This window comes from Actinoplanes octamycinicus (genome assembly GCF_014205225.1).
In the GTDB taxonomy this organism is placed as follows: domain Bacteria; phylum Actinomycetota; class Actinomycetes; order Mycobacteriales; family Micromonosporaceae; genus Actinoplanes; species Actinoplanes octamycinicus.
The window spans coordinates 7639031-7651633 of sequence record NZ_JACHNB010000001.1; the positions used below are offsets into that span (position 1 = coordinate 7639031).

A 12603-nucleotide genomic window follows, 5' to 3' on the forward strand; every position below is an offset into this window, starting at 1 on the left:
TTTTCGGTACGCCGGGGAGCCGCCCGGCGTACCGACCTGGCGGTGTGGCACCGTGGGGGTCCCCTACCGCGAGGCCAAGGTGACGATCTATTTCTACGGCGCCGACGAGGTTCCGTACGGCTGCTTCTCCAACTTCTCCGCGCACGGCTTCGACCTCGACGGGCACTGGTGGCCGACGTCCGAGCACTACTTCCAGGCCCAGAAGTTCGCCGGCACCCGGCACGCCGACCTGATCCGCCGGGCGGCCACCCCGCTGCGCGCCGCCGAACTGGGACGCGACCGGTCCCGGCCGCTGCGCCGCGACTGGGAGCGGGTCAAGGACGACGTGATGCGCCGGGCCGTCGCGGCCAAGTTCGCCGCCCACGCCGACATCCGCGCCATCCTGCTGGACACCGGCGACGCCGAGATCGTCGAGGACACCGGCACCGACCACTACTGGGGCCGGGGCCGCAGCGGCACCGGCAAGAACATGCTCGGCCGCATCCTGATGCGCACCCGCACCCAGCTGCGCACCGATCCCCGTCACCAGGGGTCATGACGGCCCTCGTCAGCCCGCCGGGATCTCCGCCAGCTTTCCGTCCCGGACCTCCAGCAGCAGGAAGACCGGGTTCTCCCGGGTGCCGTCGGCGTTGAACTTGACCGTCCCGGACAGCAGCGGCAGGTCCGGCGTGGCGGCGATCGCGGCACGCACGGCGGCGCGGTCGACCGAACCGGCCCGCTTGATCGCGTCGACGGCCACCTTGACGGCGTCGTAGGACTCCGGTCCGCCCGCGCCGGGCTGCCGCCCGGTTACCTGCGCGAATCGCTTCGACCACTCGGCCAGTGACGGCATGAGCGCCGGCATCATCAACGCGGTCCCGTACACGTCCTTGGTCTGCGCGGCGGTCAGCCCGGTGAGCAGCGGCCCGTCCGTCGCGCCGTCACCGACGAAGATCCGGCCGTCGAACCCGGCGGTCCGCAGATCCTTGATCAGCTGGTTGGCCTCTCCGTAATAGCCGGTGAAGTACACCGTGTCGACTTTCTCGCCGACGATCTGCTTGGCCAGCCGCGCGTACGACGGCGCACCCTGACTGAGTTCGTGGGTGGCGACCGTCTCGATACCCACACCGGGCTCGGCGGCCGCCTCGGCGGTCGTCCGGCCGAGGGTGACCGGGAAGCTGGTGCCGTCGTTGACGATGACCAGCCGCTTGCTGCCCATCCGGCGCATCGCCTGGGCTGCGAAGACGCCCTCGGCAGTGACCGTGCCACTGATCAGGAAGACGCTGTCGTACTTCGGCACCAGCAGGTCGGTGGAGGTGGCCAGGGCGATCACCATCGGCACGCCGGCGTCCCGGAAGACCTTCAGGGTGGGCACGGTGGCGCTGCTGCAGTAGCCGCCGACCGAGACCGTGATGTCCTGCGCCACCAGATCGTTGGCCTTCACCACGGCGGTGCCCGGGTCGCAGGCGTCGTCCAGGACCAGCAACTCCACCTTCCGGCCGAGCACTCCGCCGGCCGCGTTGACCTCGTCGACCGCCATCTGGGCGGCATCGCGCATCTCCCGGCCCGACTGCGCGTTGGTGCCGGACAGCGGCACCAGGGCGCCCAGCCGGATGGCAGCCGGCGCCGGGGCGGTGGAGGTGGCCGCGTCGTCGCCGCCACAACCCCCGAGCGCGGCCGACCCGGCCAGCACCAGGACGGTGAGCAAAGTGCCGAACCGTGGGCCGATGCCCATGACAGTGCCTCCCCGCAGGAGCTTTTCGCCGCCTTCTCTGATCGGCGTCCCCGGGGTCTGTGCTGAGCACTTGGTTCAGGTTTCGCGACGGTCGGCCGATGGTTCAGCCGCCAGGCCTCACCGGTGAGGGACCGAAGGGAGACATCGTGAGACAGTGGCGGATGCTCTCCGGACTCGTCGGACGCCGGTCGCCCGTCCGCGACGGCTCCCGGTCCCGGCGGCGGGGCAGCGTGAACACCACGGCCGCGCTGGCGAGCGTGCTGCTGGCACTCGGCGCGTACACCATCATCGGCACGGCGCTGACCGCCCAGGCGGTGCACGACCACAGCCGGGCCCTCCGCGTGGACGCCGACTTCAGCGAGGCCCGCGGGGCGATCACCCTCGAAGAGGTCAATCTGCGCCACTACCAGGTGGAGCCGTCCTCGGCAGTGCTCAGCCGCTTCCTGCAGGCCGCCGACTCGGTGGACGCGGCGCTGCACCTCGCGGTCCAGCACGGGCTGCCCGACGCCGACCGCGAGGCGGCCCGGCTGCTGGACCGGCAGCGGGAATACCGGACCAACGCCGAGCAGCTCATCGCACTGGTGGCGGACCGCGACCCGGACAGCCTGAGCCTGGACAGTCTCCGCGTCACGCCGTCCTACTACACCCTGCAGCAGGATGTGGACGCCGTCAGCCGGGCGTACCACGCCAGCGCCCAACGGCAGGCCGACGAGATGCAACGCGCCGAGGTGCGCATGCTGATCGGCACGTCGGTCGGTTTCGGGGTGGGGCTCACGCTGGTCGGTGTGATCTGGCGGCTGGTGCTGAGCTACCAGCGCCGCCTGGTCCAGGACGCCGACGCCAGCGAGCACCGGTCCCTGCACGATCCGCTGACCGGCCTGCCGAACCGGCGGATGTTCCACGAGCGCCTGAGCGATGCGGTCCGGGTGGCGGCCGACCGGCGGGGCGACCAGGTGGCCGTCATGATCATCGACTTGGACGGCTTCAAGGCCGTCAACGACACGCTCGGTCACCAGGCCGGCGATCAGCTCCTGCAGGAGTCCGGGCACCGGCTGCGGGCCGGCATCCGCGACGGCGACCTGGTCGCCCGGCTGGGCGGTGACGAGTTCGCGGTGCTGCTGCCCGGCGTCACCGACCTGGCGACCGCCGTCGAGGTGGCCGAGGGGCTCTCCGACCGGATCCGGCACGACTTCCTGCTCGACGTCGGCGCGGCCTCGGTCAGCGCCAGCATCGGTCTTGCCGTCGGCACGACCGGGGTCGCCGACGACGAGCTGCTGCGCCAGGCCGACGCGGCGATGTACCGGGCGAAGGCAGCCGGCGGCGGCGTCGCGGTCTACGACCAGCTCCTGGACGCCGTGGCGCCCGAGGAGATGAGCCTGTTCGGGGAGCTTCGCGCGCTGCTGGACACCGGCGACCCGGAGAACCAGCTGGTGTTGTACTTCCAGCCGCAGATCCGGATCGCCGACGGGTCGGTGGCCGGCGTCGAAGCGCTGGTGCGCTGGCGCCACCCGACCCGGGGACTGCTGCTGCCCGCGGCGTTCCTCGACATGGCCGTGTCCCGGGGGCTGGAGATCTCGCTGACCTACCACCTGCTGAAAGTCGCGGTGGCGCAGGCGGAGCGGTGGGCGGCCGCCGACAACCCGCTGACGGTGTCGGTCAACATCTCGCCGCGGTGCCTGCTGCACGAGGACTTCCTGCCCCGGATCCGCGACGCGGTGGCCGGTGTGCACCTGCCCCACGGCACCCTGCAACTGGAGCTGACCGAGAGCAGCGTGATGCTCGAACCGGAACGCGCCCGGACCGTCCTGCGCCAGGTCCGCGAGGAGGGCATCCTGATCTCGGTCGACGACTTCGGCACCGGATTCAGCTCGCTGTCCCAGCTCCGCCAGCTCCCGGCGGACGAACTCAAGATCGACCGGTCGTTCGTGCAGGGCCTGGCCCGGGACGCCGACGGCGTGGTGCTGGTCCGCAGCGCCATCGACCTGGGCCACAACCTGGGCCTGTCGGTTGTCGCCGAGGGCGTCGAGGAACTCGAGGCGCTGGCCGTGCTCCGCGAGATGGGCTGCGACCTCGCCCAGGGCTTCGCGCTGAGCCGGCCGGTGCCGGTCGACGAGGTGCCGGCCGCGTGCGCCCGGGCCAGCCAGGCGGCGGCCCGGCAACGAGTCCCTCAACCACACGCCGGGTGATCCCGGCACCAACCATCAGAACGGCGGCCCGTCGTCCGCCTGCTGCCCGGTCGACGCGTCCCGCCTACGCCACTGTTCGTCGTCCGCGAACTGGTGCAGCAGGATCCGGACCCACGGATCGGTTTCGGTCGCCATCATCGCCCACAGGTGCGGGGCGAACTGGTCCTCTCCGTTCGCCGCGAAGACCGCATGCGCCCGGACGAGCCGGTCCTCGTCACCGAGCAGGGACGTGACCACGGCGTCCGGAACTTCGCCGGTGACACGCCAGCCCAGCAGACGGGTCGCCAATCGCCGACGCTCGACGTCCGGTTGGGTCAGCTCCGGCAGCAGGTCCTCGGCCGTGAGCGCGCCCAGCAACTCCAAGGTCTCCAGCCCGGCGACGCCGGTCCTCCTGATCAGTTCGACGACCTCCTGCCTCCTCGGCTCCGGAAGCCGGTTGTGCCGCACCAGAGCGCCCGCCAGCTCGGCCCGAACCGAAAGATCGCGCTCGCTGTCCAGCGCCACCTCGATCGCGGCCCACACCTTCGTGCCGGTAACCGGCCGCCTGAGCAGCGATCGCATCGCGTGCGAGCGCCGCTCCGCCGACGGATCGCCGGCCAGGACCTCGAGAAGGCCGGCTTCCTCCAGCGGCGTCGGCATGGCCGCGACCCGGACACCGGACTGGCCGACCTCGGATCCTGCGAGCGTCTCGTCCAGCCAGCGCTCGTACCAGGCGAGGAAGTCGGCGTCCGCAACCATCGCGGGCGCGTTGCTTCTCGTCGGAAGGCCACCGCTGTCGAGGTTGAACATCCGCCCACGGGCCGGGCCCGTGATCGTCATGTGGGTGACCAGTGAGCAGCCGTGACCGGCGACGTTCAGCGTGCCGGGTAGGAACACGCTCTCCGGTCCCCACGGGTCCTCGTACCGGATCACCCAGTCGCACTCGTAGTCCCGACCCGGCAGATAAGGGCTGGGCCGGGTCAGATGACCCGGCCGACAACCGCCACAGGCCTTTTCCAACGGCGTCAGACCGTATCCCGGTCCCGCGCCGCCGTTTCCCAGCTCGACGAGAAAGCGGCGGTAGGCGACCGGCAGCTCGACCTCGTGCCGCTCCTCGAACTCGACCACGACACTCTCCGGCAGGCGTGGCCCGAGCCGGAAACCGTGGTTGCCCGCTCCGAAAGCCGTCGCCGCCACCGGCGAATCCCGCGCAGTCTCCAGTTTCCTGCCGATCCGAGCCAGCTGATCGTCCACGCCAGAAACCTAGAGGCGGGGTGTGACAGAAAGGCGAGGCTCAGAGGTGCTCGGTGATGTGGGTGACGATGGCGTGGCGGCCGGCCCGCGCCTCGGGCACCGGCAGCAGCGGATAGACGTGCAGCGCGCCGGGCTCCTCGTGATAGGTCAGCGCGACCCCCGGCGGCATCGCGGACCGCAGGGCACGGCAGTCGGCCAGGGTGATGTCCCGGGTGCCGACCAGCAGCTGCACCGGCGGCAGCGCGGACAGGTCACCGTGCAGCGGGCTGATCCGCGGGTCCTTCAGGTCCAGCCCGTTCGCCCAGGCCGCCGCCATCGGGTGCAGGCCGGGCCGGACCAGCCACGGGTCGAAGGGCTGGATCGCGTCGATCTCCGGGTTGTCCATGGCCAGGTCCAGCCAGGGCGCCAGCAGGGTGAGCCCGCTGACCTCACCGACGGCTTGCGTCACCGCCAGCGCCAGGCCGCCACCAGCCGAGTCCCCGGCCAGATAACAGCGCCGCCCGCCGGCGATGACCCCCGCCACCACCTTGGAGACGAAGTCGAGGGCTTCCAGGCCGTCGTGCGCCGGCGCCAGCCCGTAGATCGGTACGTGCACGTCACACCCGGTACGCGCGGCGATCTCCCCGATCAGCGACCAGTGCTCCCCGACGATCTCGCTGACGTAGGCACCCCCGTGCAGGTAGATCACCACGGTCGGGCTCGGCGCCGCCCCGGCCCGCACCACGTGCACGTCGAACCCGTGCTCCCGCGAGCTGGTCACCCGGAACCGTTTCGTCAGCCGGGCCGGCGGCGCGGACGGCCCCTTCGGCTTGGCCAGGATGCGACGGCCGGCGGCCTCGGTCGCGAACTTCCGGCGGTACGCCAACCGGGTGAACAGTCCCACGCCCCGCATCTGCCAACTCGACATCGGTCGAGGCTGCCATCCCGGCCCGCCGGTGATCAAGTACCCGAACGGTCAGCGGCAGCCGTACCCGGGTGCCCGGTCCCGATCAAGCACCTGCGCCCTCGTCCGCACGGTCGCGGACGAGGGCGCAGATGTCTCGCTCAGTCGCGTTACTTCACCGCGCCGGCGGTGAGGCCGGCCTGGATCTGCCGCTGGAAGATCGCGTAGACGACGATCATCGGGAGGATGGAGAGGGTGAGCGCGGCGAACAGGGTGGACCATTCGGCGTGGTAACCGGCCTGGGTGCTGATGTTCGCGATGCCCTGGGTGAGGACCCACTTGGAGTCGGCGCCGGCGCCTTGCATGATCACGACGGGGAGCAGGTACTGGTTCCACTGCCCGACGATGTTGAAGATGGTGATGCTGATCAGCCCGGACTTCGCCATCGGCATCATGATCTGGAAGAACCGGCGCAGGTGCCCGGCCCCGTCGACCAGGGCAGCCTCGTCGATCTCGTGGGGCAGCGTCTTGAAGAACGCGGCCAGGAAGAACACGGTGAACGACAGCGAGTAGGCGATGTAGACCAGGATCAGCCCGGTGAACGTGTTCAGCAGCCCGAGGCTCTGCACGATCCCGAACAGCGGCGCGAGGGCCATGAAGGTCGGGAAGGCCAGGCCGGAGACGAACAGGTAGTAGATCGCCCGGTTGCCGGGGAACTTGTAGCGGGCCAGGACGTAGGCGGCCATCGAGCCGAGCAGCATGGTCCCGGCGGTGCTGATCGCGACCACGAACACGCTGTTGAGGAAGTACTGCCCGATGTGGGCCTCGCTCCACGCGTCGGTGTAGGTGGTGAACGAGAACGTCTCCGGCAACGCGAACGGCTTGCCCAGGAAGATCTCGGTGTTGTTCTTGAACGACGCCAGGACCACCCAGATCAGCGGCCCGGCCGTGGCGAGAGCCCAGAGGAACAGGGCGACGTGCGCGACGCCGTTGAGCGGGTTGAGCCGTCGCTGCTTGTCGGTGGCCGGGGCGGTCTTGGTGGCCGCGGCGCGAGTGGTGGCTACGTCAGTCATCGTCATCTCCGTCAGGCCTGTACCGCGTCGCGGCGGGTGACCCGCAGGGTCAGCGCGGCGAACGTCAGGGTCAGGAAGAACAGCACCACGCCGAGCGCGGACGCGTAACCGGCCTGCGAGTTCTGGAACGCGTTCAAATAGATCTGCATGCTCAGCACCTGGGTACTGTTGTTCGGCCCGCCGTGGTTCACCGACATGATGTTGACCAGCGCGAACGCGTCGAACGCCGCGATACCCAGATACACCCACGCCACCTGCAGCGTGTCCCACAACAACGGCAGCGTGATCCGGAAGAACAAGGTGATCTTCGTGGCCCCGTCCAACGCGGCAGCCTCGTAGATCTCCTCGGCGATCGACCCCATCCCGGCGGAGAACAACACCACGTAGAACCCGACCGCCTGCCACACCAGAACCACCAGGATGCAGGTCAACGCCCACCGTTCGTCGGCCAGGAACAGCCACGGCGTCCACGACTGCGGCAACAACCCGTTGATCATCCCGGACTTGTCCGACCCGAACACCCGCCCGAAGATCACCGCCACGATCGCCAGAGCCAGCAACTGCGGGAAGAAGAAGATCACCCGATACACCTTCGAACCCCACACCCCGCCGGCCTTCTTGCCACCGGAGTTCAGCAGGAACGCGAAGAACAACGCCAGGGCGATCGTCACGATCGGCATCAGGATCAGCAGATACAGGTTGTGCCGCAACGCGATCCAGAACACCGGGTCGTCCCACAACTTCTGGAAGTTCTCCAGCCCGATGTAGCTGAACCCGCCGTACCCCGACCAGTCGGTCAGCGACAACTGGAACATCTGCAAATACGCGCCGACCACAAACACCAGATAGAGCGCCAGCGGCACGACAAGGAAACCGATGATGAAGGGATACTTGCCGTGCCGCATGACGCCTACCTATCTCTTACCGACGAATAACTTCAGGAGCGGGTGAACTTGGTGATCGACGAGTCCTTGGCCACCGCCTGCGACGCGGCCTCCATGGTGTCGCAGAACTTCTGCGCGTCGCCGCCCTTGAAGAACAGCTGGTTCGCGGCCTCCCGCGAAGCGTCGTCGAGCTTCTTGTACCAGGTGTCGAACAGGTACCCCATGAACACGTCCTGACCGGCCTTGCTCAACGCGTCATTCGCCGAGGTCAGACCGGGGCTGATCGTCACCCCGTCGGCCGCACCCGCGACCACGGTCAGCGACTTGGTCAGCTTCGTGAACTCCAGCGCCGCTTCCTTCGACAGCATCGTGCGCAGGTATTCCTTACCACCCTGCGGGTTCTTGCTCTTGGCCGCCGCGAAGTAGATCTCCCCGGCCGCCGCGTTGATCGCCGTCGCCGGCAGCTTGTCCGACGCGGTCACGCTCGGGAACGCCATCATCGCGTACTCGAACCCCGCCGGCGTGCTGGCGGCCTGCTCGTTCTCCAGCCACGACCCACACGGGTAGAACGCGACCTTGTCCTGGTTCTGCTGCAGCTGCACCTCAGTGTGCTTCAGGCCCAGGTGCGACGGGTTCGCGAACTTCTTACCCACCTCACCCCACGCCGCCGCGGCCTGCTTGACCGCCTCGTTCGTCCACGCACCCGGCTTCAGGTTGTCGATGTCCTTGAGCACCTGCTCGGTACCGATCTTCGCCGCACTGGTCATGATCGCCCGGACCATGTAATACGACGCGTTCGCCCCCGCGTACGAGAACGGCGTGATCCCCGCCGCCTTGATCTTCTCCAACAGCGCCGTGAAATCCGCCCACGTGGTCGGAATCGTCCACTTGTTCTTGTCGAACAGCTTCTTGTTGTACCAAAGCCCGAACACCGTGAACGAGTAGTTCACCGCGAACGGCTTGCCGTCGTACGTGCCCTGCTGCACCGCACCCGGCACCAGGGTCTCCGCCACCGTCTTACCGGCGATGTCCAGCGACGGCGCCGCGAACAGGTCGGACAGGTCAGCAGCCTGACCCGCCTTCACGATCGCGCCGAAGTCCATCAGGTCCGAGCCGGAGTTGTTGATCATGTCCGGGGCCGAGCCCGAGTTCAGCCGCGGCTTGATCGTGGTGGCGACCTGCTGGGTGGCCGAGTAGGTGACCTTCGAGTCCGGCCACTTCTTGTTGTAGAGCGGAGTGTCGACATCGGTGGCGTACTTGGTGCCGAGACCACCATCGAAGATCACGATCTCGATGCCGGCCTTCGGGTCGATACCCAGCGGGTTGTCGGCGGACTTCTCGCCGGTCGCCTGCTTGGTGTCGTCACTGTTGTCGTCCGAGCCGGCACACGCGCTCAGGAAGCTGACACCGGGGGCGGCGACCAGGCCGACCGCGGCAGCGCGGCGCAGCAGGGTACGACGGTCGAGCTCGGACTGCGTTATCTCAGACATCGGTGTCCTTTCAGAAGGGTGGGCGATAAGAGGGCTGAGTTGCGGTTGGCTAGGGTGCGCTGCCCTTCGCCGCTTTGTGTCCCTGCACTGCCTGGGCGGTGCGCTGGAAGGCGGCGTGGGAGCGTTCGTGGGTGCGCTGGGCGACCGCGACGTAGACCAGGTCGCAGACGACCAGTTGCGGGTGCCGGGCGGAGAGCGCGTCCGGGCGGAAGGTGGTCGCCTGGGTCGCGGTGAGCAGCACGATGTCGGCGAGCTCGGCCAGCGGCGAGCGCGGGAAGCTGGTGAGCGCGATGGTGGTGGCGCCCCGGCTGCTCGCCTCGGCGAGCAGCTCGATCGTCTCGCCGGTCTCGCCGCTGTGCGAGATGCCCAGCGCCACGTCGCCCGGCTTGGACAGGGCGGCGCTGGCCAGGCCGTTGTGCGTGTCGGTCCAGGCCCAGCACGGGATGCCGATGCGGTGCAGGCTGAACTGCATCTCCTCGCCGACCAGCGCGCTGCCGCTGGCGCCGAAGATGTTCACCCGGCGGGCACCGGCGATCGCTCCGGCAGCCCGCTCCACCTCGGCCAGGTCGAGGAGGTTCGCGGTGTCGTGCATGGCCTGGGTGTCGGCCGCCATGATCTGGCCGAGCACGCGCTCCAGCGGGTCGTTCGGCTGGATCTCCCGGCCGATGTCGACGGTCCAGCCGGCCGAGCGGGCCCGGCCGGTCTCGGCGGCGATGCCCAGGCGCAGGTCGGCGTACCCGTCGAAGCCCATCGCGCGGCAGAACCGGGTCACCGTGGCCGGTGAGGTGCCGCTGCGCTCGGCCAGCTCGACGATGGTCGCCCGGGAGGCAGCCGCCGGGTCGGCGATCACCTGCTCGGCGACCCGCTTCAGCGCGCCGGTGAACTCCGGCAGCAGCGTACGCAGCCGGACCAGCACGCCGTCCGCCGACGAGTGCTCGATGCCCATGGTGCTGAGGAGGCTCATAGTCGTCCCGTTGTTGCCTGCGGTGTCCTGATCGCGAACCACCGTGTCGGCGACCGCAGTCGACGCGGTGCCGTCCATCTCTGGCTCAGCCATCAGACACCCCTTCAGGACTGAGTGTTAACTGTCGCGGTAAAAGTTCTTACTGACGGCCCCTACCTGTCAAGACTGCGGGCGAAATTTTCAAACCGTTATCTGATCTCAGGGCGGCAGAGCGCTCCCAGGAGCGTCAGTTCGCCGTAGTTTGTCACGAATTACCGGCTCACCGGACGACTCACGGTGGTATGCGGCTGCTCCGGCCGGTTTGCCCGGTGACCTGCGTCTCGCCGTCGTCCTCGGGTGGCCCCGCCCTGACCCGCCGACTCACGAGATCAACCGGTAACCCGGGAAACGATCGAGAAAAGAATTCTTTTCCAACCCGAGACCGACCCTGTCTTCCGTACGCCACCGAGCTCCCACTCGCGCCGTCCGCTGCGCCGCGCGCGGCCCGGCGTACCGGAAGCGGGTGTGGGTCTTTCCGGGGGTGCGGGCGGGGCGGCGGGCTGCCAGACTTCCGGCATGGAGGACGTGACGCGGGTTCCTGAGGACGAGGCGAGCGCGATCGGGCGGCGGGGCTTCGGGCGGATGTTGCTGGCCGCCGGAGCCGCGGTGACGCTGCCGCTGCTGGCCGGCTGTCCGGGCGGCGGAGATGACGACGACGACGGCGATGACGACGACTGAGGCGCCCGGGGCTGAGGCTGATTCCGACAGCGCATAGCCCCGGGCCGGGCATCGGCACCCCGCGCGGAGATCGGGCGGGCCCGGCAGCCGCCGCCGACGGTGCGGAACTCGCAGGCGCGGCAGCGGAGGGGATCCGGGTCGCGAAGGGCGGTGAAGATCGCGCGGTTCCGCGCCAGGCCGGGCCGAAAGACCCGGCGCCGCGGAATGGCGTTCAGGCGATCGCGACGGTCCAATTCTCGCCGCTGTCGGTGCCACTGCACGGATTGAAGAGGTGCTGCCCGCTGACGCACACCCGGAAAGTGACGGTCCGCCCCGTACCGAAATGGTGGTGGAATGTGGCCGGGGTGCCTGCCCCGGTGGCGCCCCAATGGGTGCCGGTCTGCACCGACCCGTCCACCCGGACGTACCGGTAGTTCAGGTAGGGCCGATCGGCGGCGACCCGGCCGACCAGCGTGAAAGCGTCGTCACCGGCGTCGAAGCGCGCCTCGGCGAGCAGGGTGCTGTCCGGGTCGTAGACCTGGGCCGTGGCCGAGACCTCGGACGGTGACAAACCCGCGGGAACCGGGGACGGGGAAAATCCCACCGTCGCCACGATCGCGGTGAGCGGAACCAAGCTGTTCATTGCTACCTCCGCTGGACGGGCCGACACGACACGGCAGTTCTGCCAGGTCGTCCCAAACCAGAGGTGTCATTCGCTTACCCGCGAGTAGATCGAGGAAAACCCGAAAGACGCTCACCAATTGCGCGGAATACCGGACCGGTCACCGACCACCGGGCAGCCCGAGCCGGACCGCGAGCAGTTCGACCGCCTCCTTCGCCTCGGCCAGGCCGGCGCCGGTCACGTCGCGGTACTCCTTGATCGCGGCGATCTTGCGGCCGGCCAGCAGCTCGGTCACCACCGTCGGATACTCCGGCTCCGGGGCGGCCACGCCGAGATGGTCCATCACCAGGCTCAGGTTGCGCTCGATGACGGCCAAGCGCAGCTCGGCGGCCCGCCACCGGGACTCGAAGCGGCGCGGGAGAGTCAGCGTGGTGAGGACGGCCACGCCGCCGATCACCAGAACAGCCCAGGTGTAGTCCATGGCGCGATCGAAGCATCCGGGCTCAACCCGGCGGGCGGCCGAGGTCCCCGGGCAGGGAGCAGGTCGGCAGCACCGGGGAGGAGCACTCGTGACGCGCGCTGCCGAGGTGCTGGAGACCGTCCTCAGCCGGGAGAGGCCGACCTCGCGGTGCTCCGCACGATCGCCGAGCCGGCCCGCACCCCCGGACCTGCGGACGGTGATCGAGGGCAGCGGGACCGCCGCCCCGCGCGACGCGATGCGCCGTCTCGGCTGTGACCTGGGCCAGGGCTACCGGCTGTGCCGCCCGGTGCACCCGGAGGACCTGCTCCGCACGATCGACCCGCCGCTGCCACCTGAGCCGGGTCCTCGCCGCGCGCACGGATAGGTCAAGATACTCA

Annotated in this window: 13 protein-coding genes; 4 read left to right on the plus strand and 9 right to left on the minus strand. The window is 69.3% G+C overall.

Features of this window, described 5'->3' with window-relative positions; genetic code table 11:
• The first annotated feature begins 52 nt into the window (after positions 1 to 52).
• Positions 53 to 538, plus strand: coding sequence for a riboflavin biosynthesis intermediates N-glycosidase (gene ybiA / locus BJY16_RS34455; protein ID WP_239178016.1), 486 nt, complete (start codon positions 53 to 55; stop codon positions 536 to 538).
• Between the two features lie 9 nt (positions 539 to 547).
• Here the strand turns inward: ybiA and BJY16_RS34460 are convergent, their stop codons facing one another.
• A complete protein-coding gene (locus tag BJY16_RS34460; protein WP_185043729.1) occupies positions 548 to 1714 on the minus strand; it encodes a branched-chain amino acid ABC transporter substrate-binding protein in 1167 nt (388 codons plus the stop codon).
• A gap of 146 nt (positions 1715 to 1860) precedes the next feature.
• Here BJY16_RS34460 and BJY16_RS34465 point away from each other — a divergent pair, with 146 nt between their 5' ends.
• The gene (locus BJY16_RS34465; RefSeq protein WP_185043730.1) at positions 1861 to 3900 is read left to right on the plus strand and encodes a putative bifunctional diguanylate cyclase/phosphodiesterase; all 2040 of its coding nucleotides are present in this window, start codon (positions 1861 to 1863) and stop codon (positions 3898 to 3900) included.
• Between the two features lie 15 nt (positions 3901 to 3915).
• On the opposite strand, the gene BJY16_RS34470 is transcribed toward BJY16_RS34465, so the two are convergent.
• From BJY16_RS34470 to BJY16_RS34495, 6 genes are all read right to left on the minus strand, one after another.
• On the minus strand, positions 3916 to 5133 hold the full coding sequence (locus tag BJY16_RS34470; RefSeq protein WP_185043731.1) for a HEAT repeat domain-containing protein: 1218 nt from the start codon (positions 5131 to 5133) through the stop codon (positions 3916 to 3918).
• A gap of 40 nt (positions 5134 to 5173) precedes the next feature.
• Positions 5174 to 6040: an alpha/beta hydrolase fold domain-containing protein gene (locus BJY16_RS34475; protein ID WP_185043732.1), complete on the minus strand. Its 867-nt coding sequence runs from the start codon at positions 6038 to 6040 to the stop codon at positions 5174 to 5176.
• A 146-nt stretch (positions 6041 to 6186) separates the two neighbouring features.
• Positions 6187 to 7089: a carbohydrate ABC transporter permease gene (locus tag BJY16_RS34480; RefSeq protein WP_221502066.1), complete on the minus strand. Its 903-nt coding sequence runs from the start codon at positions 7087 to 7089 to the stop codon at positions 6187 to 6189.
• Positions 7090 to 7100: 11 nt separating this feature from the next.
• Positions 7101 to 7994, minus strand: a complete 894-nt coding sequence (locus BJY16_RS34485) for a carbohydrate ABC transporter permease (protein WP_185043734.1) — start codon at positions 7992 to 7994, stop codon at positions 7101 to 7103.
• Between the two features lie 32 nt (positions 7995 to 8026).
• Positions 8027 to 9463, minus strand: a complete 1437-nt coding sequence (gene ngcE, locus BJY16_RS34490) for an N-acetylglucosamine/diacetylchitobiose ABC transporter substrate-binding protein (RefSeq protein WP_185043735.1) — start codon at positions 9461 to 9463, stop codon at positions 8027 to 8029.
• Between the two features lie 49 nt (positions 9464 to 9512).
• A complete protein-coding gene (locus BJY16_RS34495) occupies positions 9513 to 10520 on the minus strand; it encodes a MurR/RpiR family transcriptional regulator (protein WP_185043736.1) in 1008 nt (335 codons plus the stop codon).
• 462 nt (positions 10521 to 10982) lie between these two features.
• Between BJY16_RS34495 and BJY16_RS34500 the strand changes: the two genes are divergently transcribed.
• Positions 10983 to 11144 (plus strand): hypothetical protein, encoded by a 162-nt coding sequence (locus tag BJY16_RS34500; RefSeq protein WP_185043737.1) that lies wholly within the window; start codon positions 10983 to 10985, stop codon positions 11142 to 11144.
• A gap of 211 nt (positions 11145 to 11355) precedes the next feature.
• On the opposite strand, the gene BJY16_RS34505 is transcribed toward BJY16_RS34500, so the two are convergent.
• Both BJY16_RS34505 and BJY16_RS34510 read right to left on the minus strand, forming a co-directional pair.
• Complete coding sequence (locus BJY16_RS34505) at positions 11356 to 11766, minus strand: hypothetical protein (RefSeq protein ID WP_185043738.1); 411 nt, start codon at positions 11764 to 11766, stop codon at positions 11356 to 11358.
• 139 nt (positions 11767 to 11905) lie between these two features.
• Complete coding sequence (locus BJY16_RS34510) at positions 11906 to 12226, minus strand: ribosomal protein L7/L12 (RefSeq protein WP_185043739.1); 321 nt, start codon at positions 12224 to 12226, stop codon at positions 11906 to 11908.
• A gap of 88 nt (positions 12227 to 12314) precedes the next feature.
• Here BJY16_RS34510 and BJY16_RS34515 point away from each other — a divergent pair, with 88 nt between their 5' ends.
• Positions 12315 to 12590 carry a hypothetical protein gene (locus BJY16_RS34515; RefSeq protein ID WP_185043740.1) on the plus strand — a complete coding sequence of 92 codons (276 nt, stop codon included), beginning with the start codon at positions 12315 to 12317 and terminating at the stop codon, positions 12588 to 12590.
• Positions 12591 to 12603: the final 13 nt, after the last annotated feature.

Bases quoted from the DNA above. Each gene is read 5' to 3' on its own strand.
- BJY16_RS34500 (WP_185043737.1), top strand. From the start codon at position 10,983: ATGGAGGACGTGACGCGGGTTCCTGAGGACGAGGCGAGCGCGATCGGG.
- BJY16_RS34495 (WP_185043736.1), bottom strand. From the start codon at position 10,520: ATGGCTGAGCCAGAGATGGACGGCACCGCGTCGACTGCGGTCGCCGAC.
- BJY16_RS34505 (WP_185043738.1), bottom strand. From the start codon at position 11,766: ATGAACAGCTTGGTTCCGCTCACCGCGATCGTGGCGACGGTGGGATTT.
- BJY16_RS34460 (WP_185043729.1), bottom strand. From the start codon at position 1,714: ATGGGCATCGGCCCACGGTTCGGCACTTTGCTCACCGTCCTGGTGCTG.
- BJY16_RS34510 (WP_185043739.1), bottom strand. From the start codon at position 12,226: ATGGACTACACCTGGGCTGTTCTGGTGATCGGCGGCGTGGCCGTCCTC.
- ngcE (WP_185043735.1), bottom strand. From the start codon at position 9,463: ATGTCTGAGATAACGCAGTCCGAGCTCGACCGTCGTACCCTGCTGCGC.
- BJY16_RS34485 (WP_185043734.1), bottom strand. From the start codon at position 7,994: ATGCGGCACGGCAAGTATCCCTTCATCATCGGTTTCCTTGTCGTGCCG.
- BJY16_RS34480 (WP_221502066.1), bottom strand. From the start codon at position 7,089: ATGACTGACGTAGCCACCACTCGCGCCGCGGCCACCAAGACCGCCCCG.
- BJY16_RS34475 (WP_185043732.1), bottom strand. From the start codon at position 6,040: ATGTCGAGTTGGCAGATGCGGGGCGTGGGACTGTTCACCCGGTTGGCG.